Origin of the sequence: Burkholderia sp. MBR-1 (assembly GCF_013822785.1) — a bacterium.
Classification (GTDB): domain Bacteria; phylum Pseudomonadota; class Gammaproteobacteria; order Burkholderiales; family Burkholderiaceae; genus Burkholderia; species Burkholderia vietnamiensis.
Genome location: NZ_CP053610.1, coordinates 2,103,374 through 2,126,922, shown reverse-complemented (window position 1 = coordinate 2,126,922; position 23,549 = coordinate 2,103,374). Strand labels below are relative to the sequence as shown.

The following is a 23,549-nucleotide window of genomic DNA, read 5'->3' as shown; positions in this document are numbered from 1 at the left end:
AGCATGAAAACGAGTGCGACAGGATGTTCCGTGGAAGAATCGATGCGGCTGCTCGGCGGCCGCTGGCGGCTGCTGCTCGTGTCGTATCTGCTCGATGGGCCGAAGCGCTTCAGCGATCTGCGTCGCGACATGCCGGGCATCTCGCAGCGGATGCTGACGCTCGACCTGCGTGCGCTCGAAGACGCCGGCCTCGTGCGACGCACCGTGTATCCCGAAGTGCCGGTGCGGGTCGAGTACGATCTGAGCGCGGACGGCGACCGGCTGCGCCCCGTCGTCGAAACGATGCGCGAATTCGGGCTGTGGCTGAAGGCGCGACACGTGACGGCGGATTGACGCGCATGCGCCGCTGCAGCGGCTTCCCTACCTCGAGAGAAACATCATGGAACTACACGCCACGCTCGGCGCCGCGACGGCCGACGTCGACGACGACGAGAGCTTCGCGAACCTCTACTGCTTCGACGCGGAGCAGGACTACTGCTTCTCGCTGCTGCGATTCCCGGACGACACGACGATCGAGGTGATGGTGCGCGACCAGCTCACCGCGCGCGTGGACGATCTGTCCGTCCGCCTGACGGAACGCACGCTCGAAGTCGAGCTCGACGAACGCACCGCCGCGCGACTCGACGGCAATACGCATTACGTGATTCATCTGGCGCCCGGCGGACATGATCGCGCGGTGCTGCGCGCCGCGCTGGCGGAAATCTTCGACGGCAAGCGCGGATATCGCGACGACACCGCGAGCGCGTGACGCGCCGACATCGGCGCGGGATCGCCGAGATATGACGCGCGGCGCGTATGACGAACCGCGCGCGCAGGCATCTCCACATATTGCGCGCGCAACGTCCCATTAATGGGGATGACTGTCCAGATGTTGACGCGCGCGGTACGCGGGCCATAACGTTGTTCCGATGCCATTGAATACGGCCGTCCCGTCACGCGGGCACGCGCCGCACAAGCACAGGAGACGACCCGTGGCCCATTCCGCGTCACGCACCCATGCCGCGCCGTCGGAGCAAGCGCGCACGGGCGCCGATTCCGCAGCGCCCGACGCTCGCGCGTCCGCTGCATTTACCGCATCCACCGCATCCACCGCGCCGGCCAGCCGCAAGCGCATGGTCATCCTCGCGCTGCTGTTCGTCACGGTGGTGATCAACTACCTCGACCGCAGCAACCTGTCGATCGCCGCGCCCGCGCTGTTCAAGGAGCTGAACATCGACCCCGTGCGCGCGGGCCTGGTGTTTTCCGCATTCGGGTGGACCTACGCGCTGATGCAGATACCGGGCGGCTGGCTCGTCGACAAGGTGTCGCCGCGCGTGCTGTATGCGCTCGCGCTCGCCCTGTGGTCGGCCGCCACGCTGCTGCTCGGCTTCGCCGGCTCGTTCGTCGGGCTGATCGTGCTGCGGCTCGCCGTCGGCGCGCTGGAAGCGCCGGCCTATCCGATCAACAACCGCGTGGTCACGACGTGGTTCCCCACCCGCGAACGCGCGGGCGCGATCGGCGGCTACACGTCCGGGCAGTTCGTCGGCCTCGCGTTCCTCACGCCGGTGCTCGCGTGGTTGCAGCAGCACCTCGGCTGGCACATGGTATTCGTCGCGACCGGGCTCGCCGGCATCGCGTGGGCCGCGATCTGGTACGCGCGGTATCGCGAGCCGCGCGCGTTTCGCGGCATCAACGCGGCGGAACTCGCGCTGATCCGCGACGGCGGCGGCCTCGTCGATCTCGAAGACCGCATCGCCGCGCGCCCCGAACGCGTGCCGTCGACGTGGCGCGACCTCGGCGTCGTGCTCGGGCGGCGCAAGCTGTGGGGCATCTATCTCGGCCAGTTCGCGCTGAACTCGACGCTGTGGTTCTTCCTCACGTGGTTCCCGACCTATCTCGTCAAATATCGCGGCATGGACTTCATCAAGTCCGGCTTTCTCGCGTCGCTGCCGTTTCTCGCCGCGTTCGTCGGCGTGCTGTGCTCGGGCGTGCTGTCGGACTGGCTGATGCGGCGCGGCGCGTCGCAAGGCTTCGCGCGCAAGCTGCCGATCATCTCGGGGCTGCTGATCTCCACCTGCATCATCGGCGCGAACTACGTCACGTCGACCGGCTGGGTGATCGCGTTCATGACCATCGCGTTCTTCGGCAACGGCTTCGCGTCGATCACGTGGTCGCTCGTGTCGGGCCTCGCGCCCGCGCGGCTGCTCGGGCTCACCGGCGGCGTGTTCAACCTGATCGGCAATCTGTCCGCGATCGCGACGCCGATCGTGATCGGCCTGCTCGTCGACGGCGCGGACTTCTCGCGCGCGATCACCTACATCGCCGCGATGGCGCTTGCCGGCAGCCTGTCGTACGGGTTGCTGGTCGGCAAGGTCGAGCGGATCGAGGCGTAAGGAGCGGCCCCGAACCGGTCATGTGGTCGCGCCGACGATCGGGCTGGGCGCGGCACGCCGAGCGAAGCGGTAGCTGCCGGCCTTGCGTTCGGATGCGTGCCGGCCACACGCACGGCCGCTGTGGCGCATTCCTCCGACGCAAGGCTGTGCGAACGCGCGGATGCGTCGGTCATCGGTCGGTACGGCAGCACGTCGTCATCGAGTAACTGGATCGACTAAGGCACGCCGAGCGAAGCGGTAGCTGCTGGCCTTGCATTCGGCCGCGTGCCGGCCACACGCACGGCCGCGGTGGCGCATTCCTCCGACGCAAGGCTGGGCGAACGCGCGGATGCGTCGGTTATCGGCCGGTACGGCAGCACGTCGTCATCGACTAACTGGATCGACTAAAGCCCACGCGCCGCGCTCGACAACGCGCGGACGCCGCCGCTCCTTTACACTGCCCGTTACGCCGGCCTTCACGGCCGCCGGAACGCGTCGTCCGACGCGCGGAGCCATCGCCCGCCGCCCCGTGGTTCCCCGTGATGACGCCCGACGCCGCAACCGCTACAATCGCGCCCGCTTCCTACCGAGAGACCCGCATGCCGCTCGACATGAACGCCTGCCACCGCGACGACGACCGCTTCGACGTGTCGTTCAAGGCGCTGGGCGAGCTGATCGAGACGGTCGGCACGCCGCATTTCGTGCCGCGCCTCACGCGGCTGCTGAACGACGTCGTGCCGCTCGACGTCGCGCACGTCGAACGCTCGCGCGTCGACGGCGCGATGCCGACCGGTTACCGCTGCGAATGGATCGGCAGCAGCGGCATCGGCACCGCGACCGCAGAAATCTCCGACGTGATGACGCTCTACTACGAGCGCTTTCTCGACAGCGACCCGCTGTTCGCCGGGCTGCGCGGCAAGACCGGCACGATGCTGGTCGTGCGCGACATCGCGGCGATCCCGCCCGGCGAATTCCGTCAGCGGCTGTTCGACGACGTGCGTATCGGCCACGAATGCGTGCTCGCGCGCGGCACGCGCTACGCGCAGCATTCGATCGCGCTCGAACGCGGTCGCGACCGCCCGCCGTTCACGCTCGCCGAGATGAACCGCTTTCGCAGCATCAGCGACGTGCTGTTTCCGCTGCTCGAACTGCATGCGTCGACCACCGCCGCGCGCCGTATCGCGCATCCGGCCGCCGACCTGCATCCGCTCGCGCAGTTCGACGCGCGGCTCGCCGCCGACGGCGTGAAGCTGTCGAAGCGCGAATACGAAACCTGCAAGCATCTGCTCTCGGGCAAGACCGTGCCGGAGACGGCCGACATCCTCGGCGTGCGTGTGGCGACGGCCGAGTCGTACGTGAAGCGCGCGTTCGCGAAGCTGAGCGTGCGAACCAAGCGCGAGCTCGCCGCATGGGGAGCCGCCGCGCCGGCGTCCCGCCGCGCCGCGCGAGAGGCGGACGACGTACCGCCCGCGCGGGGCGAATGATCGGTGCGAGCGACGCGCGCGCCCTATCGCCGAAGCCGCTTCAGTTGTAGCCGAGAATCGCGACCGCCGCGACCTCCGGCCGATCGACCGTGCCGCCGACGAGCGACGTCATCGGCTCCTGCAGCACCGCATGGTACGAGGTCGCGCGTACCTCTTGCGATGCGTCGGCGTCGTACTGCGGCGGCGCGTCGAATGCGTGACGACCTGCGACGTTGCCGGTTTGCGATTGCGTAAAAGTCATCTCCACTCCTTTTGATATGTCGTTGGTGTTCTAGCTCGCCCGTTTCAACACCGGCGCATGCGCGGCTACGCCGTCATGCGCGGTTTCGGCGCGCGCGAGCTGGGCGCGCGTGCGTCGCGTGACGTGAATCACCGCGAACACGACCGGTGCGATCAGCAGACCTTCCGCCAGCTCGGGATCGACCGGCAGGTTCATCACGTGCAACGCCTTGAACGCCGCGGTGGCGAGCGACAGCACGTAATACGAGATCGCGGCCACCGACAGCCCTTCGACCGCGTGCTGCAGATGAAGCTGGTTGCGCGCGGTGCGCTCCATGCCGACGAGCAGGCGCGTGACGTCCTGTTCCTGCGCCAAGTTCACGCGCGTGCGCAGCAGGTCGACCGCGCGCGCGATGCGCGCCGCGATCTGCTCGTGACGCGCCCACACGCTGCGGCAGGTTTCCATCGCCGGCGCGAAGCGCCGTTCCATGAATTCGGCGATCGTCGGCATCCCTTCGATGCGCTCCTCGCGCAACTCGTGAATGCGCGCCAGCACGAGCTTCTCGTACGCGCGCGACGCGCTGAAGCGCGCGCCCGATCCGGACAGCGCCTCGACCCGCACCGCGAGATGCGTGAGCTTCACGAGCAGCGCGGCGTCGTCGCCGTCGGCGCCACCGGCGTCCATGCGCTGCATCAGCGCATGCAGCGCCGTATGGATGTCATCGAGCTCGCGGCTCATGCGCCGCGCGACCGGCAGCGCGAGCAGCGCCATCATCCGGTACGTCTCGATTTCGTAGAGGCGCTGCAGCAGACGGCCGCCCTGCTCCTCGCGGAAATCCTCGTCGATCACGAGCAGGCGCATGAAGCCGTCGTCGCGCACGTGCCAGTCGCAGAACACCTTGCCGCCGCCGAGCACGCTGCTGCCGACCAGCGCCGGCCCGTCGATCCAGCGGCGCAGCTCGCCGCGCACGAGCCGCGCGGCATCGCCCGACAGCAGCTCCATGCGCACCGCGACGAAGCGGATGCCCGCGAGCCGCGCGAACCATGCAGGCGGAACGCCTTCGATGGCGAGATCGTCGAAATAGCCGGTGTCGCGGCGTGGCGCGACGAACGTGAAGGTCGAGAATTCGGTGTGACGCTCCCACTTCACGTACCAGCCGCACGGCGACTGCACCGCATGGTGGGTCGCACCTTCGTGCGGCGCGTCGAGGCCGGTATCGCGGCACAGCGCGTGCAGCAGCGTTTCGTGGATGTCGGGCTGGCCGTCCGCGTAGATCGCGTAGTGCGTGAGCGACACGGCTTCGGCGATCCGCAGGAACGGCCGCGCATGCAATTCAGCGGCCAGTGCGGCGCGCAACGGATGATCCATCATCGATACACCACTCTGTTCGGTTCGACGCGGCGTGCCGGCAGGCCCGCGATCGCCGCGCCGCATCGGGCGATACGGCCGGCGTGTTTTCACTATGGCAGACACGCTGCGACAATAAAAACGCATAATGCTGATCGTTACGTTCAGCTTTCCTGATACCGATGAAGATGCTCGATCACGAGGTTCTGGCCACGGTCGTCGCCGTTGCGGAAACCGGCAACATGACCCGCGCCGCCGAAGCGGTGAACCGCTCGCAATCGGCCGTGAGCATGCAGATCAAGAGCCTCGAGGAAGCGATCGGCCGGCCGCTGTTCGTGCGCAAGCCGCGCAGCATCGTGCTGACGCGCGAGGGCGAGGTGCTGCTGGGATTCGCGAGGCGCATGCTGGCGTTGCGCGACGAAGCGTGGGCGGCCGTGGTGCGGCCGGAGGTGACGGGCAAGGTCGTGATCGGCGTGCCGGACGACTATGCGTCGTCGCTGCTGCCGTCGGTGCTGAAGAAGTTTTCGGCGACCTATCCGAAGGTCGAGATCCAGGTGATCGGGCTGCCGAGCAGCGCGCTTGCGCCGCTGCTGAAAGACGGCACCGTCGATCTGGTGTGCGGCACGCGCATCAAGGGGCTGTCGGGCGACTTCATCCGCCACGAGCCGATGGCGTGGGCCGCGATGACGAACGGGCCGCGCGTGTGGGAGGAGCGGCCGTTGCCGATCGCGGTGTTCATGCCGGGCAGCGTGGCGCGCGAGAACGCGATCCGCAGCCTCGAACGCGCGAAGCTGCCGTTTCGCACGTCGTACGAAAGCCCGAGCCTGCTCGGGCTGCTCAGTATGGTGGAAGCCGGCCTCGCGGTCGCGCCGCTCGCGCGCTGCGCGATCCCCGCGCAGTTGTCGATGCTCGGCCGCTCGCACGGGCTGCCTGACCTGCCGCCGCTCGAGCTGATACTCGCGCGCAGCACGAAGTCGAAACGGCCGCCGTGCGACTTTCTCGCCGAACAACTGATGGAAGACCTGCAGCGGCAAACCGGCCAGGCCGGCGACGCCTGAACGTCGGTCAGGCGCGCGCCGCGCCGGTCGTCACGACTCGCGCGGGCACGGCTGGCCGGCCACGGCGTGCGCCGCGTTGACGATGCCGGCCACCGCGTCGACGAGCGCTTCCAGCGTGTCGCCGTGCACGTGCCGCGCGGCCGGTGGAACGTATTCGTGGCGTCGGCCGCCCCACTGGGAGCCCGCCGTCACCGACAGCGTCGCGCCGAACCGGTTGCCGTGCCGCCGGCCGAAGATGCCGACGCGCTCGTCACCCAGATACGCCTGCTCCGGAAGAGACAGGCGGATTTCGGCCGCAACCTGCTCGGGATCGTCGGCGCGCGTCTGCGCATCGACCGTCGGCGCGAACACCTTCGCGATCCGGAAGGTCACGTGCGAATCCCACGCGGCCAGCGGGCCGCCGGCCGCGTCGACGCGCTCGAGGTCGACCGACCATTGATGACGATCCGGCAACCGGATCGCCTGACGCAGCAGCACGTCTGCCGCGCGCACCGTCATCAGCAACTGCCGGGCCAGCTGTGTGCCCGACGGCAGCGTCACCGCGCGCACGCGACGGCTTGCCGAGCGCGCGGTGTGCACTTCTTCTGTGAGGTACATGCATCCTCCGTGTCCAGGGCCAGCGCCGCGTACGACGCGACGCACAATCGTCCACCTCGGCCGGCCGTGCAAGGGCACGGCGATCGGCAAAAAGGTGGCGGATCCAACCAGCAATCGGCGTTCCCGGGGCGGCTAGGCTTGTTCCGTGCGGTCCGGGGGGCCCACGCGGTCCACGGGTCGGACGAGCGGACCGATGATCGCGTCGGTCTGCTGCGCCATCAGCATGTGCAGCGTGAAGTCCAGATCTTCCGGCGCGATCTCGAGCTGCACGCGGATCGCGTCGCGCCCGGCGGTCGCGCCGACGACATACGCGCCGAGCGGCGAATGCAGCCGCGCCGCATCGGCGCTCAGCGTGATCGGCAACTGCGCAGGCGCGCGGCGACGTGAACGCCACGGCACTGCAGCAAGCAGTGGATGGCGAACGAAGCTAAACACCGGCGGAGGTGGGACGGGAAGAATGGGGGTCATGGCGCGGGTCGAAGGCATCTCCGTCGATTGAATACGTCTGGAGCTTATAGGCCCGCGCATAAACACCGTGCAAAAAAACGGCACTGCGGTGCAAAAAACGGTACGCCGATGTCGATGGGCGGCGGGCGTCGACGCGCAATCAGTGCGCCGGCCGTAGCGCTTCAACGGAACGCCGACTCACCGGCCGTCAAAATCGCGCCCGAACGCACAGACGAACCGACCGTGCCAGCGCGGCTTGCTCGGCTCGGCTCGGCTCGGCTCGCTTAGCTGGCTTGGCTTGGCTTGGCTTGGCTTGGCTTGGCTTGGCTTGGCTTGGCTTGGCTGGGCTGAGCCGGGCTGGGCCGGGCTGGGCCGGGCTGGGCCGGGCTGACCTGGGCGTGGCGCGCAGCGTCGGCCGCCCGCCGGGCGCGCATCCGTCGCATCTATCGCGCCCCGCCGCGCCCCCGCCCGACCCCTCAGCGCAAATTGGTCCGCGCGAGTTCCACGATCTCGTCGCCGCGACCGCTCAGGATCGCGCGCAGCATGAACAGGCTGAAGCCCTTTGCATGCGCGAGTTCGATCTTCGGCGGCATCGCGAGCTCGTACTTCGACGTGACGACGTCGACGAGCGCCGGCCCGTCGTGCTCGAACGCGCTGCGCAGCGCTTGAGCGACGTTCTCCGAATGCTCGACGCGCACGCTGAAGATGCCCGCGCCTTTCGCGATCGCCGCGAAATCGGTCGCGCTCAGATCGACGTTGGTGTCGAGATAGCCGGCGGCCTTCAACTCCATCGACACGAAGCCGAGCAGGCTGTTGTTGTACACGACGACCTTGATCGGCAGATTGAGCTGGCGCGCGGTCAGCAGATCGCCGAGCAGCATCGACAGCCCGCCATCGCCGGACAGCGACACCACCTGCCGCCCCGGGTGCGCGCCCTGTGCGCCGAGCGCCTGCGGCATCGCGTTGGCCATCGAGCCGTGATTGAACGACCCGTGCAGCTGCCGCTTGCCGTTCATCGTCAGGTAGCGCGCGGCCCATAGCGTCGGCGTGCCGACGTCGGCCGTGAAGATCGCGTCCTCCGCAGCGATTTCGTCGACGAGCTTCGTCAGATACTGCGGATGGATCGCGCGGCCCGGCGGCTCCGGCACGGCGAGATCGTCGAGGCTCTTGCGGGCGGCCGCGTAGTGCTTCAGCGCGTTCTCCAGGAAGTGCCGCTGCGTCTTGCGCGTGAGGCGCGGCAGCAACGCCGCGATCGTCTCCTTCACGGTGCCGACGAGCCCGAGCGCGAGCGGGGCGCGGTGGCCGAGCTGCGAGCCCTTCCAGTCGATCTGCGCAATCTTCGCGTGGGCCGGATAGAACGGCCGATACGGAAAGTCGGTGCCGAGCATCAGCAGCGTGTCGCACGACTCCATCGCGTGATAGCCGGAGCTGAAGCCGATCAGCCCCGTCATCCCGACGTCGAACGGGTTGTCCCATTCGACGAACTGCTTGCCGCGCAGCGCATGCACGACCGGCGCGCCGAGCATGTCGGCGAGCGCGACCACCTCGTCGTGCGCGCCCTGCGTGCCGCTGCCGCAGAGCAGCGTCACCGCGTCCGATTCGTTGAGCAGCGCCGCGAGCCGGTCGAGATCGGCGTCCGCGGGGAGGATCGACGGCGGCGCCGATACGCTCCACGATGGCGGCTCCTGCGGGCCGTCGCCGAGCGCAATGTCGCCCGGCAGCACGATCACCGCGACGCCGCGCTCCTCGATCGCGGTGCGCATCGCGCGCGCGAGCACGCGCGGAAACTGCGACGCGTTGGTTACGAGTTCCGCGAAATGGCTGCACTCGCGGAACAACTCCTGCGGGTGCGTCTCCTGGAAGTAGCCGAGGCCGATCTCGGTCGACGGAATGTGCGCCGCGATCGCGAGCACCGGCTGGTGGTTGCGATGGCAATCGTACAGGCCGTTGATCAGGTGCAGGTTGCCCGGCCCGCAGCTGCCGGCGCACACGGCGAGACGTCCGCTCGACGCGGCGTCCGCGCCGGCCGCGAATGCCGCGCTTTCCTCGTGCCGCGTGTGCATCCAGCGGATCGAGCCCATCTGGGCGAGGCTGAACGACAGCCCGTTCAGGCTGTCGCCCGTCACGCCCCAGATGCGCTCGACGCCCGCTGCCGCCAGCGTCTTCGCCAGGTATTCCGCCATTGTTTGTCCAGCCATGGTGCCCTCGCTCGTTGATGGTCGTCGCACGAATGAATGATCCGGCTCGCGGCGGCACCGGCCGCCGCCGGGTCGAGCATACGCGAACGCCCAATTACGCGTCGTGACGGTGCGTGCGGGCCGCCGGCATGCGGCGGCGGCGTGATGACGGGCCATGCGGCGCTGTCGCGGCGGCCGGGCGCGGACGGCGTTAGCGTTGCGCGGCGGAAGCCACGCCGCGCTATATCGGCAACGCGTGCGTCGACAGGATTTCCTTGAGCACGATGGACGAGCGGTCCTGGCGCACGATGGTCGTTCCGTCGCTGTCGCTGTCGCGGCGGGCGGATGCGGGCGGCATTCGCACCGCGCGGCGAACGTCACGCGCCGCTATATCGGCAGCGCGTGCGTCGACAGAATTTCCTTGAGCACCATGAACGAGCGCACCTGGCGCACGCCGGGCAGATACAGCAGTTGCTCCGCATGCAGCCGATTGAAGCTCTCGTTGTCGCGCGTGCGGACCAGCATGAAGTAGTCGAATTCGCCCGTCACCACGTGACATTCGACGCATCCCGACACCTTCTGCGCAGCCTTCTCGAACGCGGCGAACGCTTCGGGCGTCGAGCGGTCGAGCACGAAACCGATCACGACCAGCATCCCGGCGCCGAGCGGCTTCGGGTCGAGCAACGCAACGATGCCGCGGATCAACCCCATCTCCTTGAGCCGCTCCACGCGCCGCAGGCACGCCGGCGCGCTCAGCTTCACGCGCGCGGCGAGGCGCACGTTCGAGATCGACGCGTCCTGCTGCAGTTGCTTGAGGATCGCGCGGTCGATGCGATCGAGCGCCGGCGCGGCATCGACGGGCGACGCGCGACCACGAGTTAATTTCATTGCGCCTCCTGGCGTTTTTACGAATCAGAATTGCTCCACGCATTGCAGTTTGAACGATAACGTAGGCCAACGCCCATTTACTTCGCAAGCTCATTTCTCGCGCTCTTGCCTATCATTTTTCGATCAGCGCGCGGCACGACACGCATCACGCCTCCGCGCTTCCGCCCACCGTCCTTCGGAGCCCGTCGATGAACCTGCAACGTTTTCCCCGCTACCCGCTCACGTTCGGCCCGACGCCGATCCAGCCGCTCAAGCGCCTGAGCGCGCACCTCGGCGGCAAGGTCGAGCTGTATGCAAAGCGCGAGGACTGCAACAGCGGTCTCGCGTTCGGCGGCAACAAGACGCGCAAGCTCGAATACCTGATCCCCGATGCACTCGCGCAAGGCGCCGACACGCTCGTGTCGATCGGCGGCGTGCAGTCGAATCAAACGCGCCAGGTCGCGGCCGTCGCCGCGCATCTCGGGATGAAGTGCGTGCTCGTGCAGGAGCACTGGGTCAACTACGACGATCCGGTCTACGATCGCGTCGGCAACATCCAGTTGTCGCGCATGATGGGCGCCGACGTGCGGCTCGTCGCCGACGGCTTCGACATCGGCATTCGCCGCAGCTGGGAAGATGCGATGGAAAGCGTCCGGCAGGCCGGCGGCAAGCCCTATCCGATTCCGGCCGGCTGCTCCGAGCATCCGCTCGGCGGGCTCGGCTTCGTCGGCTTCGCAGAGGAGGTGCGCGAACAGGAGGCGCAGCTCGGCTTCCGGTTCGATTACGTCGTGGTGTGCTCGGTGACCGGCAGCACGCAGGCGGGGATGGTGGTCGGCTTCGCGGCCGACGGACGCGCGGATCGCGTGATCGGCATCGACGCATCGGCAACGCCCGAGCGCACGCGCGAGCAGATCACCCGCATCGCGCGGCATACGGCCGAACTGGTCGAACTCGGCCGGCCGATCGCAGACGCGGACGTCGTGCTCGACACGCGCTACGCGGGCCCCGAGTACGGGTTGCCGAACGACGGCACGCTGGAGGCGATCCGGCTGTGCGCGCGTCTGGAAGGCGTGTTGACGGACCCCGTCTACGAAGGCAAATCGATGCACGGGATGATCGACATGGTGCGTCGCGGAGAATTCGAGCCGGGATCGAAGGTGCTGTATGCGCATCTCGGCGGAGTGCCCGCGCTGAGCGCCTACGCGGAGATCTTTCGCGACGGCTGAGCGGTGCGAGGCGCGTCGTGTCGCGAGCCGCCGACACGTCGCGCCCCGCTTGCTTCACGCGGGCTCGCTCCCTGCTCCCGAGCCGGCTGCACGCAGACGTTCGGCCGACCGCTCGATGGCCGCGCGGCACGCCGGCCATGCCGCCCGCAGCGCGGCGGTTCGGCCCTGCGAGAAGATCCGCTCGGCATGCGCGCAAGCGGCGCCAGCGACGATATCGCCGGCCAGCGCGAAACCGCCGCGCATCGAATGCAGCTCCACGCGGATGCGCTCGACGTCTCCGCGCGGCAGCGCGTCGTCGATCAATGCCAGAGACAGCAGCGTCGCGGTCCGCAAATTCTCGCGGATCTCGTCGGTCATCGGCGGTATCGGCCGGTCGCCCGAATCGGCAGAATCGCCCGTAGACGACCGGGCCGCCGCAGCGCGCCTCGCGTGCCGCGTCAGCACCGCGTCGAGCGCATCGATCGACAGCGGCTTGAGCACCACTTCCACCGCACCGGCCTGCGCGCAGCGGCGACGGTCTTCGTCCGTGGCATGCGCGGTCATCGCGATCACCGGCACCTTTGCACCCTGTTCGCGCAGGCAATTCGCGAGCGCGAAGCCGTCGAGTTCGGGCATGCCAAGATCGGTCAGCACCACGTCGAACGGCTGCGCGAAAAACGCGCGCATCGCTTCGATGCCGTTCGATACCAGCGTCGCATCGCAGTGCAGCGCGTCGAGTTGGTCGCGCAGCAAGGCGCGGCTCGCCGGATGATCTTCCGCGACGAGCACGCGCAGCGGCGTTTCGCCGTCGGCGCTGCTCTCTGGTGCCGGGGGCTGCGCGGGTGAGAGCGCCGACGTGGGGGTATGGGTTTCTGTCGGTTTGGGAGTCGCCGCGGGGCGGCTCGTTGCATTCATACGTATGGCAGCGGCCCTCGTTGCGGCCGCCATTGCGTCGGGTCCGGTTCTGTTGGCTTCTGTTCCGCTGGCTCCGGGTGCCTCGGTCCCGGTTGCCTTGGCGTCAGCCGCCTCAGCTTCCGTTCCCGTGGCCCCAGTTCCATCGGCTCCAGTTCCGTCGACCCGAGCCGCGTCGGCTCCCGTTACCTCAGCCTCAGTTACCTCAGCCTCGCCCCTCTTCGCGCCGCCCGCCCTCGCATCGACCGCTGCGCGCCCCCGCAACGGCGCATCGGCCAGCGGCAGCGATGCCGTAAACACGGCGCCCGCCCCCGGCCGGCTTTCGACCGTCACGTCGCCGCCCATCAGCCGTGCGAGACGCCGGCACAGCGGCAACCCGAGCCCCGTGCCGCCGAAGCGCCGGTAAATCGACGCATCGGTCTGCACATAGACGTCGAACAACGTCGGCATGCTGTCCGGCTCGATGCCGATGCCCGTATCGCGCACCACGATTTCCACACCGCGCCGCGGCACGGCTGCCGGCTGCGCTTCGACAGTCACGCTGCCATGCTCGGTGAACTTGATCGCGTTGCTGACGAGATTCGAAACGATTTGCCGCACGCGGGCCGGATCGCCGACGTACCCGTCGCCGAGCCCGGCCGCGATCACGCATTCGAGCCGCAGATGCTTCGCGTCCGCGAGCGCACGAAAAATCGCCGCAACTTCGTGCAGCACCGCGCGCAAATCGAACGGAACGGCTTCGAGTGCCATCTGGTTCGACTCCGCCTTCGACAGGTCGAGTACGTCGTTGATGGTGTGCAGCAACGCATCCGACGACGACATCACCGTCTGCAACCGTCGCCGTTCCGCCAACGGCAATTGCGCGCGCGCCATCAATTCGAGATTGCCGACGATCGCGTTCAGCGGCGTGCGGATCTCGTGGCTCATCGTCGCGAGGAACGTCGATTTCGCCTTGTTCGCATCCTCGGCCGCGGTGCGCGCCTCCTTCAGCTTGTCTTCGGTCAGCTTGCGCGCGGTGACGTCGGTCAGCGTGCACAGCAGCACGTCGACGCCGTGGAACATCGTCCGTACGACCTGCAATGCCAGATAAACCTTGCCGTGGTCCGCTTGCTCGACCGCCAGTTCGTGCTGCATCACGTCGAGCCTGCCGTCGCTGGCCGCCGCGCGCTCAAGGTACGCCTGCCAGATGCGCTTGCCGAGCCGCTGGCCGCCCGCGCCGCCGTCGTACGCGCGCACCGCGTCGTTGTGCACCATCGTCTCGCCGTCCGCCGCCGACAGCAGCAACAAACCCGCGGGCGCATGACGGGCCAGCGTGCGGTTGAACGCCTCGCTCTCGATCAGGCGGATCGCACGCCGATGCGCGGGGCGCAGCGCGCGACGATCGAACAGCACGATCGCCGACCACAGCAGCACGATCCCGAGCAGCGCCGCGCCGAACGTGATGCCCAAGCCGACACGCATCTCCCGCACCATGCTGCGCCACGAGAAGCTCGTCATCATCACGAGGCCTGTGCCCGGCAGGCGATCGTAGACGACGAAGCGCGCGCCGACGCGCCGCACCGCGACGTGATCGCCGAGCGGCGCGCGCGCGTCGTGCAACGCGCGCTCGATCATCGACCGGTCGCGCTCGCGTCCGAACACGATGTCATGGCGCGCGTCGACGATCGCAACGTCTTCGTCGTCGGAACGCGGCGCCATCACGTCGTCGACACGATGCAAGCCGTTGATCACCAGCCAGCCGAACGGCCGGCCGGCCGCATCGTCGAGCCGGCGCGCGAAGCGCATGACGACCCGGCCCGACAGCGGATCGAGGCGTCGATCGAACACGAACGGACGGCTCTGCATCAGCGTCTTCTGCCGTGCGATGCCGGTCGGCATCAGCCCGTCGATCAGCGTGTGCAGGTCGGTGCCGGGCTCGAGCGTGTGCGCGCGCGGCACGAGTTCGGTGCCGAGCACGGCCAGAAACGGCGCATCGAGCCCGATCAGATAGCCACCGAGCGGTTCGCCGCCGGACACGAGCGCCGGCGGCAGCACGTGCCCGGATCGATCGTCCTGCCGCACCAGCCCGAACAGCGCGCCGAGATAGCGCGCATACGATGGTGCGGGACGATCCGGCGTGAGCCGCGCGAGCGCGAGCAGCGTCTCGCTGCCGTCGCCGTTGCTCGCACCCAGCACGCCGCCGGCAGCAGAGAATTGCGCGAGCGCATCGGCAGACGGCCGCGCGCCCTGATTCCACAGCTGCTCGATCCTGCCGCCATAGGTCGCGAGCACCATGTCGGCCATCTCCAGCGTGCGGGAGAATTGCGCCTTGCGATAAAGGAACGTCAAACGGGCCTGCGCGCGATAGTCCTGCACGTCGAGCCGCGTGACGAGCAGCGCGCACATCAGGATGAACAGCGTCACCGCGAAGCCGCCGCCGTACAGCAGCAACTGCTGGTAGCGACGCGCGCGGCCGGGCTCGAACGGCTTGCGCCCCGCATTCGCGACCTGACTCGCGATGCGCTTCAGCTCGGCTGGCATGGGCGCTCCTTTACGCTGAACCGGAAGCCGAAGCCGAAACCACCGGCCGGGATGCGCCGCCGAATCGGCATCGTCGCAGCACGCATGCGGCGACTACGCATCGCTTACGGGTGCATCCGCACCGCCCGCATCCGGAAGCTCGCGTTCGCTCGCATAGCGAATCAGGTCCGCGTCGCGCACGATGCCGAGCTTCTTCATCGCGCTCGACTTCTGCGAGCTGATCGTCTGCTTGCTGCGATGCAGCTGGACGGCAATCTCACCCACCGTCAGCCCGGCCCCGTACAACCGCACGACCTCGATCTCGCGCGCCGTCAGCGTCCGCGCGCCGGTCGGCGCTTCGGTGCAGGTCAGCAATTGCTTGACGACGGGAGACACATAGTTCGCGCCGACGTAAGCCGCATGCACCGCGCCCACCAGATGCGAAATCGCGTCGGACTTGCTGAGGATGCAGCCGACGCCCTGCCGTTGAATCGCATGCAGCACGCTCGGGTTGTCGATCATCGTGATCGTCACGAGATGCAGCGCCGGATAGCGCCGTTGCAGAAACGACAGCAACACGAGCCCATCGCCGTACTTGCCGCCCGGCATCACATAGTCGACGACCAGCACGTCGGCCTGCTGCGCGTCGAGCATTTCCACCAGATCGGTCGAATTCGAGACAGTGCCGAGCAACCGGATCGTGCTGCTCCCAGTGAGCGCCTGGGACATCCCGAGTGCTGACGCCGGATGATCGTCCGCCACCAACACTCGCACAAAAAATTCATCCATCTGCGTTCTTCTCCCGATACAGGCGCTCGACCTGCGATGTCGCACAATGCGTCGCAATTCGAATCGATTCCGCAACACGGTTCGTGTTACGGCCTTCGGCGAACCGAGCGGCGCGCGGTCCAATTCTAAAATAACGGGTGCGCCGCGCTTTGCGCCAACCGCACCTCGCGGCCTGCCGCAGCGAGGATCGCCACACGAACCCGTCGCGAGGCGAGATGACCGCGCAGGGCGTTGCGCCACGATCCGCCGCCGCTCGACGCTCGCGCAAAACCGATCGGCGGCGCCGACGACGCCGTCGATCCAACGTGCTGCGCGACACGATCGCCAGCAGTCGCTAATGTCCGGACACCGGCTCGTCCGGCTGCCCCGCTCGTTCGCCCGCGGCGTGCTGCCACTCGGCAATGACGCGCCGCCGCTGCGCCGGCGACATCATCATGAATTCGTTCAGCCTGGTCAGGAAATCCCGACGGGACTTCTCCGGCAACGTCGCGAACGCAAGCAGCAGCCCGAACACCTTTCCCATATAGCGCACGGCCGTACCCTTCCTTCAGTCGAAATCACACCGCACCCGCACGACGCGGCGTGTCTGCCTTCGATGATCGACGCCGACGGTCTGTGCCGCCGTGACGCGTCGGTTTCTTATCTTCCCGACATATCCGCGGTTGCCCGCGCCTTACCAACCACACAACGCTCGTTCATTGCGCCCACCAGCACACCGATCCCGCGCCGGCGTGCGATCCGCGTCAGACTGCGGCGCAGATCGGCGAGCATCACCGGCTTCGTCAATACGCAGTCCACCTTCACCGCGGCATAAAGCCTGGCGTCGTCGGGGCCCAGATGGGACGCGACGACGATCACGTCGCACGGCAGCGCGCGCGCATGGACGGCTTCCACCAGCTCCCGAGCGAGCATGTCGGGAAGCTCCGCGGCGATCAGCAGCACGTCCCAGTCGCCGCGCGCGAGCATGTCGAGCGCGGCCGCGCCGGACGACACGCAGTCGAACGGACTGCCGAGCACAGCCAGCTGCTCGAGGAAAATCGAGCCGTTGATCGCGGCATCGTCGGCGACCAGCACGCGCGGCAACGACTCCGCTGGCGCCGTCGCAGCCGCGTGCGGATCGGCAATCGGCGCATGCGGCGACTCGCCGCCGGCCCTCAGCGTGCGCTCAAGCGCCATGCGCAGCCCGTTCACCGAGTAGCTCGATACGCGAATCGTGCGACCAGCGACATCCGGTTGCAGCGGGCCATCGGGCGTTGCCAGCACGATCGGCGTGTCGTGCCCGGCCCGGTCCAGTTCGTCGCGCCGCCATCGGTCGGCATCGCCGACGAGCACCAGCGCACGAGCGCGCGCGACGAGCTCGGCCGCGATCCCGACCGGGCTCGCGTGTACCGCGACATCGAAACCCCATGCGCGCAGATGCGCGGACGCGAACTTGCGCCAGGCCTCGTCCTGCGACACGACGAGCACCACGTGGCCGCGGCTCGCGTCGAGCGGGCGTGTCGGCGCGATGTCGGCCTGCAGCGGCAGATGAACGCTGAAGACGCTGCCCACCTGCGGCGTGCTGTCGACCGACAACGTGCCGCCCATCGCCGTCACCAGCCGATCGCACAGCGCCAGCCCGAGCCCCGTGCCGCCGTAGCGGCGCGTGATCGATGCGTCGACCTGCGAGAACGGCTTGAACAAACGCGCGCGTTGCGTGGGCTCGATGCCGATGCCGGTGTCCTCGACGCTCAGTTCGACCTCGGGCACGCCGCGCGCATCGGGCCACACTGCGACGCGCGCGGCGATATGGCCTTCGCTCGTGAACTTGATCGCATTGCTCAGCAGGTTGCCGAGCACTTGGGCGAGCCGCGTCGGGTCGCCGCGCATGCGCTGCTCGACGCTCGCGTCGATCTCGACGAACAGCGGCAGCCCTTTCGCCTTCGCGATCGGCGCGAACGCGGCGAGCTGCTGCTCGATCACCGCGATCAATTCGAACTCGATCGACTCGACCGACATCGCGCCGGCCTCGATCTTCGAAAAATCGAGGATGTCGCTGACGATCGCGAGCAGCCCCTCGGCCGACGCGCGCAGCGTGCGCACGCGGCTCTGCTGCGACGCGTCGAGCGCGGTGCGCTCGAGCAGCTCCAGGTTGCCGAGGATCACGTTCAGCGGCGTGCGGATCTCGTGGCTCGTCGCCGCGAGGAACGACGACTTCGCCGCGTTCGCAGAATCCGCCGCGCGCACCGCTTCCTCCAGTTGCTGCACGAGCCGGCGCTGGGCGGTCGTGTCGGTGAATACGGCAATCAGCACGTCCTCGCCCTGATAGCGCGCCGCGTGCGCGATGATTTCCAGATGCAGCGGCGCATCGCCGTGAGCGTCGACCGCGAGCTCCGTCACCAGCGTGCGGCCGCGCCCGCCGTCGGCGACGAACGCGTCGTATCGCTCGAGCACGCGGGCCGACAGCGCGTGGTGATCGCCGCCGTGCGGCAGCAGCATCTGCACGAGCGCGTCGCTCGCGAGCATCACGCGCCGGTCGGACAACGACACGAGGCCGATGCCGACCGGCGCCATCGCGATCACGCTGCGGCACAGCGCTTCGCTGTCGAATACGCGCGCGGAGCGCGCGTAAACCGGCGCGAGCACGCGCCGGTGAAAGCGTACGAGCAGCAGCCACATCACGGCGATCGTCACGAGCGTCGCCGCGGCGAGCACCGCGGCCTGCACGCCGACGCCCAGGACGACGTCGCCCCACGACAGCACGTACGCGACGGTCCAGCCGGTCGTCGCGAGCCGGCTGCGAAATACGATCGAGCCGCTGCGAAACAGCGGCTCGCCGAGCGACTCGTCGCCGCGGGCGACGTCGAGCGCGAGCAGGCGCGCGTTCAGCGCGCCGGTGTGCTCGACGGCCGGGTCGATCGCGATGAGCCGGTTGTCCGCCGACGCCACGAAGAACCGGCCGGCCAGGCCGCGATCCGGCAGCCACGACAGCAGGTACTCCGGTGCGTATTCGGTGACGAGCACCGCGAACGCGCCGCCGCCCGCGCGGGCCTGGGCGGCGATGCGGATGCGCGAGCGGCCCGTCACGGGGTCGACATAAGGCGGCAGCCAGCGCACGCTCGGCCGGCCATCGCTCTGCGCGGGCATCGGCCCGTCGAAATCGACGTGCAGCGCCGCGAGCAATTGCGCGCGCGTGCGCGCGGTCGCGAGCGCCGGGTGGTCGCGCGCCGGGCGCGGCACGATGCCGAATACGCCGGTACGCGTACTGTAGTGATAGCCCTCGACCGTGCATGCGCGATTGTCCGCACTCGTCGCGCACAGGTGCGGCAGCATGAACGACAGCGCCAGATAGCGCGCGACCTCGTCACGCTGCGCGGTCTGGCCGGGCACGCCGACCACGAGCGATTGATACGGTGTGACCGCGAGTTCCTGGCCGTGTGTGAAAAAAGTGTCGACGACATCGGCAGGCGCCGGCGCCGTCTCGCTCCAGATCAGCTGCGCATTCATCACGTCGTTGACGAATGCGGTTTCGGCGACCTGCAGCTCCTCGGCGGTCTCGTCGACGCCGTTCAGGAAATTGCGCCGCTCGGCGTCCAGATAGCCGTACACGATCGACGAGATGCCGAGCCCGCAGGCGATCAGGATCAGGATCGTGACGACGATGCCGCCGCCGAACATCGAAATGCTCTGATAGCGGCGAATGAACTGGAGCGTGCTGTTTTGCATGGCGCGACGTGACGACGCCCGGGCGGCGGACTCGCGGCGCAACGGCGGCCGCGCCCGGCATGTCGACGGATAGATTCGGATGACGAATGCCGATCATGCCAAATGACGACGCGGAAATCCGTCGCGGATTATCCTTTTAGTACACGTACGACTCGTTCGAACGTTCGTTTTGAACTTGAACGATATTTCGTCGTCAAGTCGCCGGTGGGGCGGATCGGACGGGACCGATCGCGTGGTCGAATCGCGCGCGCACGCGCGTCGCTGCGCGTCACCGTGAACGTCGGCGAAGAATGCGCACTGCGAAGCGCACGCCGGCGCACGAGGCCTGTGGCGCGCGCGCAGCGGGTGTGCGCGCGGCGGGGCGAATACAATTCACCCACGCCGACACGCAGTCCCAGCTTTTCTCAGGCTCTCTCAGGCTCTCTTCGGATTGTTTTGTCACCTGCGCAACGCCGGCTTCGCCGTGTCGATTGGTCGACATTCGGACTCCAAACCTGACGCAACAAACAATAGTGACGCGGTGGGCAATAATAATCGAGATAAATGGCATGTCAAGGCGTATCTCGAATTAAAAGTTTGCATATCACGTCACTTTTGAATATGCTCTCGGTCGCTCAACCGCAGGAGACCCCTTCGAGATGTCCAATAGCGAGCAGGTCAACGTCGATCTCATCACCGCAACCAAGGTGCGCGATCTGCTGACGCGCAACGGTGTTCCGCCGCGCAGCCACAACACGACGATCGCCAACGTGCTGGGCCTCAGCTTCTCGGTCGTCACGCGCAAGATGAAAGGGCTGATCCCGTGGAACCTGTCGCAGCTGCAGGACATCGCGACGCACTTCGGCGTGCCGCCCGCGATCCTGCTCGACGACAAGGGCACGCAGCCGGCCGCCGCCGAGATGGTCGATGCGACGCTCGTGATCGCGTCGCGCCGCTTTCGCTGCCGCGCCGCGATCTCTGCGAAGGCGAGCAGCCAGATCGACACCGATTTCGTCGCGCTGCAATGGCAGGGCGAATGGATCGTCACCGAACGCGAGCACGCGCGCGAAGGCCGCACCTATCCGGTCGACGTCATCGAGCTGCGCTCGAGCCAGCCGAACGTCTATGCGGCGCGCATCGCCGTGGTCGACGATTCGGTGGACGTGGCCGAGACGGTGTGCGAGTACTTCCTCGAAAAGGGCGTCAACGCGATTCCGTACCACGACGGCGCATCGTTTCGCAAAGCGCTGGAAGTCGAGGATTTCGACGCGTACATCCTCGACTGGATGCTCGGCGACCAGACCGCCGCCGAGCTCGTGCGCGGCATTCGCTCGAGCGAGAACGGCGACGCGCCGATCTTCCTGCTGACGGGCAAGATCTCCACCGGCGAAGCGAGCGAGGACGAGATCGCGCACATCGTGTCGCACTACAACGCGCGCTGCGAGGAGAAGCCGGTGCGCCTGCCGATCCTGTTCGCCGAAGTGGCGCGCGAACTGAAGATCACGCTGGCGGCCGCCGCCGCGCCCGCGAACTGACATCCGGCGCAAGCCGGCCCTCACGCGAACCCGCCCCAAGGAACAGCCATGCGAATTTCGACCCTCTGGATGAAGACCCTGCTCACGGCCGGCCTGCTCGGCATGTCCGTCGCGTGCTGGGCCGCGTCGTTTACGTTCACCGTCGACGGCGACATCGGCCGCAGCAACCAGCCCGGCAAGACCACCTACGTGTTCTCCGAGCAGGCGCTGATGGCGCTGCCGCAGTACACGATCGTCACGTCGACGAGCTGGACGCCGAAGGCGTCGTTCACCGGCCCGCGCCTGTCCGACGTGCTGAAGACGGTCGATGCGCACGGCACGCAGATCGAGTTCCGCTGCATCGACGAATACACGTTCACGATTCCCGTGTCGGACGCCGACAAGTACGGCGTGATCCTCGCGCGCACGATGAACGGCAAGGTGCTCGGCAACGACAACTACGGCCCGTTGTGGATCATGTACCCGCGCGACGACTATCCGGACGAGCTCAAGACGCCGCTCGGCGAAGCGAAGTTCGCATGGCAGATCATCGGCCTGACCGTGAAGTAAGCGCACGACATGATGCGCGGGCAATGGAAGAACCGTAAGCTCATCCTGGTCCTCGGATCGCTGTGGCTGCTGGGCTTCGCGGCGTGGGCGTTCCTGTTGTGGGACCTGCTCGCGACGTCGGTCAACGAGGGCGTGCTCGAAGGCCCGCGTGAAGGCGTGTTCTGGACGGCCGCGCAATACCGCAACGCGTATACGCGCTTCGAGCGTCAGCTGATTCTCTACGCGACGCACGAGGACGACGACTTCGATCGCGTGCAGATGCAGCTCGACAGCCTGTCGGTATCGTTCGGCTTCCTGCAGCGGCCGTCCGAAGTGTCCGAATACTGGCTGCGCATTCCGCGCGCGCGCGACGAGATCGCCGAGCTCGGCGCCTTCATGGCGCGCCTCAAGCACGACGTGCCGCTGCTGCGCACGGCGCCCCACGACGACGCACGCCGCATGATCGACGACGTCAATACGTACTGGCCGAAGGTCAATGGCCTCGCGAACTACTTCCGCGCGATCGAGATGGCGCAGCGCGACTTCACGTTCCATCAGCTCAAGGAACGGCAGCGCGCGATTCTCGCGCTCGGCATCATCCTCGGCGTGATCCTGTGCGCGCTGTTCCTGCTGCTGTTCTACACGATGCGCACGCGCGACAACCTGCTCGCGCGGCAGCGCGCGGCGCTCGATGCCGAACGCAAGGCGTCCGAGCGTGCGTTCGAGATGATCGAGGCGAAGAACGCGTTCCTCGGGATGGTCAGCCACGAACTGCGCACGCCGCTGCAGGCGATCTGCGGGTCGATCGAGATCCTGCTCGCGCGGCCGCAGTCCGACGCCAACCTGAAGACGATCCGGCGGCTGCAGAACTCCGCGTCGTCGCTCGAGGCGCTCGTCAAGGACCTGACCGACTACATCAAGCTGCGCTCGACCAAGCGCCTCGCCGAAGCCGAAACCGTCGGCATCGCGTCGTTGCTCGCCGAGGTGCTCGATCCGTTGCGCGCGAAGATCGCGGCGAAGCGGATCGCCGTCACGCAGCGCGTCGAGCCGCACGATCTGGCGATCCGCTCGGATCGGAAGCTGTTGCGGCAGGTGCTGTCGAACCTGATCGAGAACTCGGTGAAGTACACCGTCGGCGGATCGGTCGACGTGTCGGTCACGCTGGTCGACGCGCCGGCCGGGCGGCAATTGAAGCTGGTGGTGCGCGACACCGGCGCGGGCATCGCGCGGCAGCATCTGCCGAAGATCTTCGAGCCGTTCTACCGCGCGAACGACGCGGTCGGCCTGCACGTCGACGGCATCGGGATGGGGCTCGCCGTCGTGCGCGAAATCGTGACGACGCTGCGCGGCCATGTGGACGTGCGCAGCGTCGTCGGCGAAGGCAGCGAGTTCGTCGTGACGCTGCCGGCCGAGACGCCCGACGCCGGCGACGCGGCCGGCGACATGCCCGCGTGGCCCGCCGCCGCCGCGCATCGCAACCGCCGCGCGCTGGTGGTCGACGACAACGACAATGCGCGCGAAACACTCGGCGCGATGCTGTCGGCGCTCGGCATCGACGCCGATCTGTGCGGCACCGGCCACGAAGGCGTCGCGCGCTTCGGCGACGCGCATTACGACCTGGTCGTGCTCGACCTCGAGTTGCCGGACCTGAGCGGCTTCGAAGTCGCGCAGCGCATCCGCGCGGTCGCCCAGCCGGACGACGACGGCAGGCTCGTGTCGATCGTCGGCGTCAGCGCGTACGAGGCGGCGGCGCTGCGCGAGAACCCGCAGGCATTCGATGCGTTTCTGCCGAAGCCCGTGCATCTGCACGAACTCGGCGCGCTCGTCGACACGCTGTCCGGCTGACGGC

Annotated in this window: 19 protein-coding genes; 9 read left to right on the top strand and 10 right to left on the bottom strand. The window is 67.9% G+C overall.

The features are described from left to right. The first annotated feature begins 3 nt into the window (after nt 1-3). From MBR110_RS24125 to MBR110_RS24110, 4 genes are all read left to right on the top strand, one after another. Nucleotides 4-333, top strand: coding sequence for a winged helix-turn-helix transcriptional regulator (locus MBR110_RS24125; protein ID WP_041494052.1), 330 nt, complete (start codon nt 4-6; stop codon nt 331-333). A 46-nt stretch (nt 334-379) separates the two neighbouring features. Beyond that, complete coding sequence (locus MBR110_RS24120; protein WP_181709378.1) at nt 380-748, top strand: hypothetical protein; 369 nt, start codon at nt 380-382, stop codon at nt 746-748. 223 nt (nt 749-971) lie between these two features. Next, on the top strand, nt 972-2,372 hold the full coding sequence (locus MBR110_RS24115; protein ID WP_181709377.1) for an MFS transporter: 1,401 nt from the start codon (nt 972-974) through the stop codon (nt 2,370-2,372). A gap of 578 nt (nt 2,373-2,950) precedes the next feature. Continuing rightward, complete coding sequence (locus MBR110_RS24110) at nt 2,951-3,835, top strand: helix-turn-helix transcriptional regulator (RefSeq protein WP_060122910.1); 885 nt, start codon at nt 2,951-2,953, stop codon at nt 3,833-3,835. Between the two features lie 40 nt (nt 3,836-3,875). Here MBR110_RS24110 and MBR110_RS24105 read toward each other — a convergent pair whose 3' ends face one another. Both MBR110_RS24105 and MBR110_RS24100 read right to left on the bottom strand, forming a co-directional pair. Then, on the bottom strand, nt 3,876-4,076 hold the full coding sequence (locus tag MBR110_RS24105) for a hypothetical protein (protein WP_034193691.1): 201 nt from the start codon (nt 4,074-4,076) through the stop codon (nt 3,876-3,878). Nucleotides 4,077-4,106: 30 nt separating this feature from the next. Further along, complete coding sequence (locus tag MBR110_RS24100) at nt 4,107-5,426, bottom strand: DUF3422 family protein (RefSeq protein ID WP_041494256.1); 1,320 nt, start codon at nt 5,424-5,426, stop codon at nt 4,107-4,109. 158 nt (nt 5,427-5,584) lie between these two features. Between MBR110_RS24100 and MBR110_RS24095 the strand changes: the two genes are divergently transcribed. Beyond that, nucleotides 5,585-6,460 (top strand): LysR family transcriptional regulator, encoded by an 876-nt coding sequence (locus tag MBR110_RS24095; protein ID WP_011881275.1) that lies wholly within the window; start codon nt 5,585-5,587, stop codon nt 6,458-6,460. 30 nt (nt 6,461-6,490) lie between these two features. Here MBR110_RS24095 and MBR110_RS24090 read toward each other — a convergent pair whose 3' ends face one another. The 4 genes from MBR110_RS24090 to MBR110_RS24075 form a co-directional block, all read right to left on the bottom strand. Then, nucleotides 6,491-7,057 carry a hypothetical protein gene (locus MBR110_RS24090; protein ID WP_181709376.1) on the bottom strand — a complete coding sequence of 189 codons (567 nt, stop codon included), beginning with the start codon at nt 7,055-7,057 and terminating at the stop codon, nt 6,491-6,493. Nucleotides 7,058-7,189: 132 nt separating this feature from the next. Next, on the bottom strand, nt 7,190-7,543 hold the full coding sequence (locus tag MBR110_RS24085; RefSeq protein WP_155632553.1) for a hypothetical protein: 354 nt from the start codon (nt 7,541-7,543) through the stop codon (nt 7,190-7,192). A gap of 437 nt (nt 7,544-7,980) precedes the next feature. Beyond that, nucleotides 7,981-9,702, bottom strand: coding sequence for a ubiquinone-dependent pyruvate dehydrogenase (gene poxB, locus MBR110_RS24080; RefSeq protein ID WP_059462838.1), 1,722 nt, complete (start codon nt 9,700-9,702; stop codon nt 7,981-7,983). A 366-nt stretch (nt 9,703-10,068) separates the two neighbouring features. Further along, on the bottom strand, nt 10,069-10,569 hold the full coding sequence (locus MBR110_RS24075; protein ID WP_011881271.1) for an Lrp/AsnC family transcriptional regulator: 501 nt from the start codon (nt 10,567-10,569) through the stop codon (nt 10,069-10,071). A gap of 188 nt (nt 10,570-10,757) precedes the next feature. Between MBR110_RS24075 and MBR110_RS24070 the strand changes: the two genes are divergently transcribed. Beyond that, the gene (locus tag MBR110_RS24070) at nt 10,758-11,774 is read left to right on the top strand and encodes a 1-aminocyclopropane-1-carboxylate deaminase (protein WP_011881270.1); all 1,017 of its coding nucleotides are present in this window, start codon (nt 10,758-10,760) and stop codon (nt 11,772-11,774) included. A gap of 54 nt (nt 11,775-11,828) precedes the next feature. Here the strand turns inward: MBR110_RS24070 and MBR110_RS24065 are convergent, their stop codons facing one another. The 4 genes from MBR110_RS24065 to MBR110_RS24050 form a co-directional block, all read right to left on the bottom strand. Then, nucleotides 11,829-15,185: an ATP-binding protein gene (locus MBR110_RS24065; RefSeq protein WP_014724360.1), complete on the bottom strand. Its 3,357-nt coding sequence runs from the start codon at nt 15,183-15,185 to the stop codon at nt 11,829-11,831. Nucleotides 15,186-15,278: 93 nt separating this feature from the next. Beyond that, nucleotides 15,279-15,953, bottom strand: coding sequence for a response regulator (locus tag MBR110_RS24060; RefSeq protein WP_059460421.1), 675 nt, complete (start codon nt 15,951-15,953; stop codon nt 15,279-15,281). A gap of 334 nt (nt 15,954-16,287) precedes the next feature. Beyond that, nucleotides 16,288-16,476, bottom strand: a complete 189-nt coding sequence (locus MBR110_RS24055) for a hypothetical protein (RefSeq protein WP_085954502.1) — start codon at nt 16,474-16,476, stop codon at nt 16,288-16,290. A gap of 116 nt (nt 16,477-16,592) precedes the next feature. Beyond that, nucleotides 16,593-19,658 carry an ATP-binding protein gene (locus MBR110_RS24050; protein WP_034193695.1) on the bottom strand — a complete coding sequence of 1,022 codons (3,066 nt, stop codon included), beginning with the start codon at nt 19,656-19,658 and terminating at the stop codon, nt 16,593-16,595. Between the two features lie 638 nt (nt 19,659-20,296). On the opposite strand from MBR110_RS24050, the gene MBR110_RS24045 reads away from it, so the two are divergent. Genes MBR110_RS24045 through atsR form a run of 3 tightly spaced genes read left to right on the top strand, consistent with a single transcriptional unit; the run spans nt 20,297 to nt 23,545 of the window. After that, nucleotides 20,297-21,172, top strand: a complete 876-nt coding sequence (locus MBR110_RS24045; protein WP_181709375.1) for a response regulator — start codon at nt 20,297-20,299, stop codon at nt 21,170-21,172. Between the two features lie 48 nt (nt 21,173-21,220). Continuing rightward, nucleotides 21,221-21,721 (top strand): molybdopterin-dependent oxidoreductase, encoded by a 501-nt coding sequence (locus tag MBR110_RS24040; protein WP_045578308.1) that lies wholly within the window; start codon nt 21,221-21,223, stop codon nt 21,719-21,721. A 9-nt stretch (nt 21,722-21,730) separates the two neighbouring features. Continuing rightward, on the top strand, nt 21,731-23,545 hold the full coding sequence (atsR, locus tag MBR110_RS24035; protein WP_011881264.1) for a hybrid sensor histidine kinase/response regulator AtsR: 1,815 nt from the start codon (nt 21,731-21,733) through the stop codon (nt 23,543-23,545). The last annotated feature ends 4 nt before the right edge of the window (nt 23,546-23,549 follow it).

Coding starts and splice junctions, on each gene's coding strand:
- MBR110_RS24125 (WP_041494052.1), top strand. CDS start 4: ATGAAAACGAGTGCGACAGGATGTTCCGTGGAAGAATCGATGCGGCTG.
- MBR110_RS24120 (WP_181709378.1), top strand. CDS start 380: ATGGAACTACACGCCACGCTCGGCGCCGCGACGGCCGACGTCGACGAC.
- MBR110_RS24110 (WP_060122910.1), top strand. CDS start 2,951: ATGCCGCTCGACATGAACGCCTGCCACCGCGACGACGACCGCTTCGAC.
- MBR110_RS24105 (WP_034193691.1), bottom strand. CDS start 4,076: ATGACTTTTACGCAATCGCAAACCGGCAACGTCGCAGGTCGTCACGCA.
- MBR110_RS24100 (WP_041494256.1), bottom strand. CDS start 5,426: ATGATGGATCATCCGTTGCGCGCCGCACTGGCCGCTGAATTGCATGCG.
- MBR110_RS24095 (WP_011881275.1), top strand. CDS start 5,585: ATGAAGATGCTCGATCACGAGGTTCTGGCCACGGTCGTCGCCGTTGCG.
- MBR110_RS24090 (WP_181709376.1), bottom strand. CDS start 7,057: ATGTACCTCACAGAAGAAGTGCACACCGCGCGCTCGGCAAGCCGTCGC.
- MBR110_RS24085 (WP_155632553.1), bottom strand. CDS start 7,543: ATGCCTTCGACCCGCGCCATGACCCCCATTCTTCCCGTCCCACCTCCG.
- poxB (WP_059462838.1), bottom strand. CDS start 9,702: ATGGCTGGACAAACAATGGCGGAATACCTGGCGAAGACGCTGGCGGCA.
- MBR110_RS24075 (WP_011881271.1), bottom strand. CDS start 10,569: ATGAAATTAACTCGTGGTCGCGCGTCGCCCGTCGATGCCGCGCCGGCG.
- MBR110_RS24070 (WP_011881270.1), top strand. CDS start 10,758: ATGAACCTGCAACGTTTTCCCCGCTACCCGCTCACGTTCGGCCCGACG.
- MBR110_RS24065 (WP_014724360.1), bottom strand. CDS start 15,185: ATGCCAGCCGAGCTGAAGCGCATCGCGAGTCAGGTCGCGAATGCGGGG.
- MBR110_RS24060 (WP_059460421.1), bottom strand. CDS start 15,953: ATGGATGAATTTTTTGTGCGAGTGTTGGTGGCGGACGATCATCCGGCG.
- MBR110_RS24055 (WP_085954502.1), bottom strand. CDS start 16,476: ATGGGAAAGGTGTTCGGGCTGCTGCTTGCGTTCGCGACGTTGCCGGAG.
- MBR110_RS24050 (WP_034193695.1), bottom strand. CDS start 19,658: ATGCAAAACAGCACGCTCCAGTTCATTCGCCGCTATCAGAGCATTTCG.
- MBR110_RS24045 (WP_181709375.1), top strand. CDS start 20,297: ATGTCCAATAGCGAGCAGGTCAACGTCGATCTCATCACCGCAACCAAG.
- MBR110_RS24040 (WP_045578308.1), top strand. CDS start 21,221: ATGCGAATTTCGACCCTCTGGATGAAGACCCTGCTCACGGCCGGCCTG.
- atsR (WP_011881264.1), top strand. CDS start 21,731: ATGATGCGCGGGCAATGGAAGAACCGTAAGCTCATCCTGGTCCTCGGA.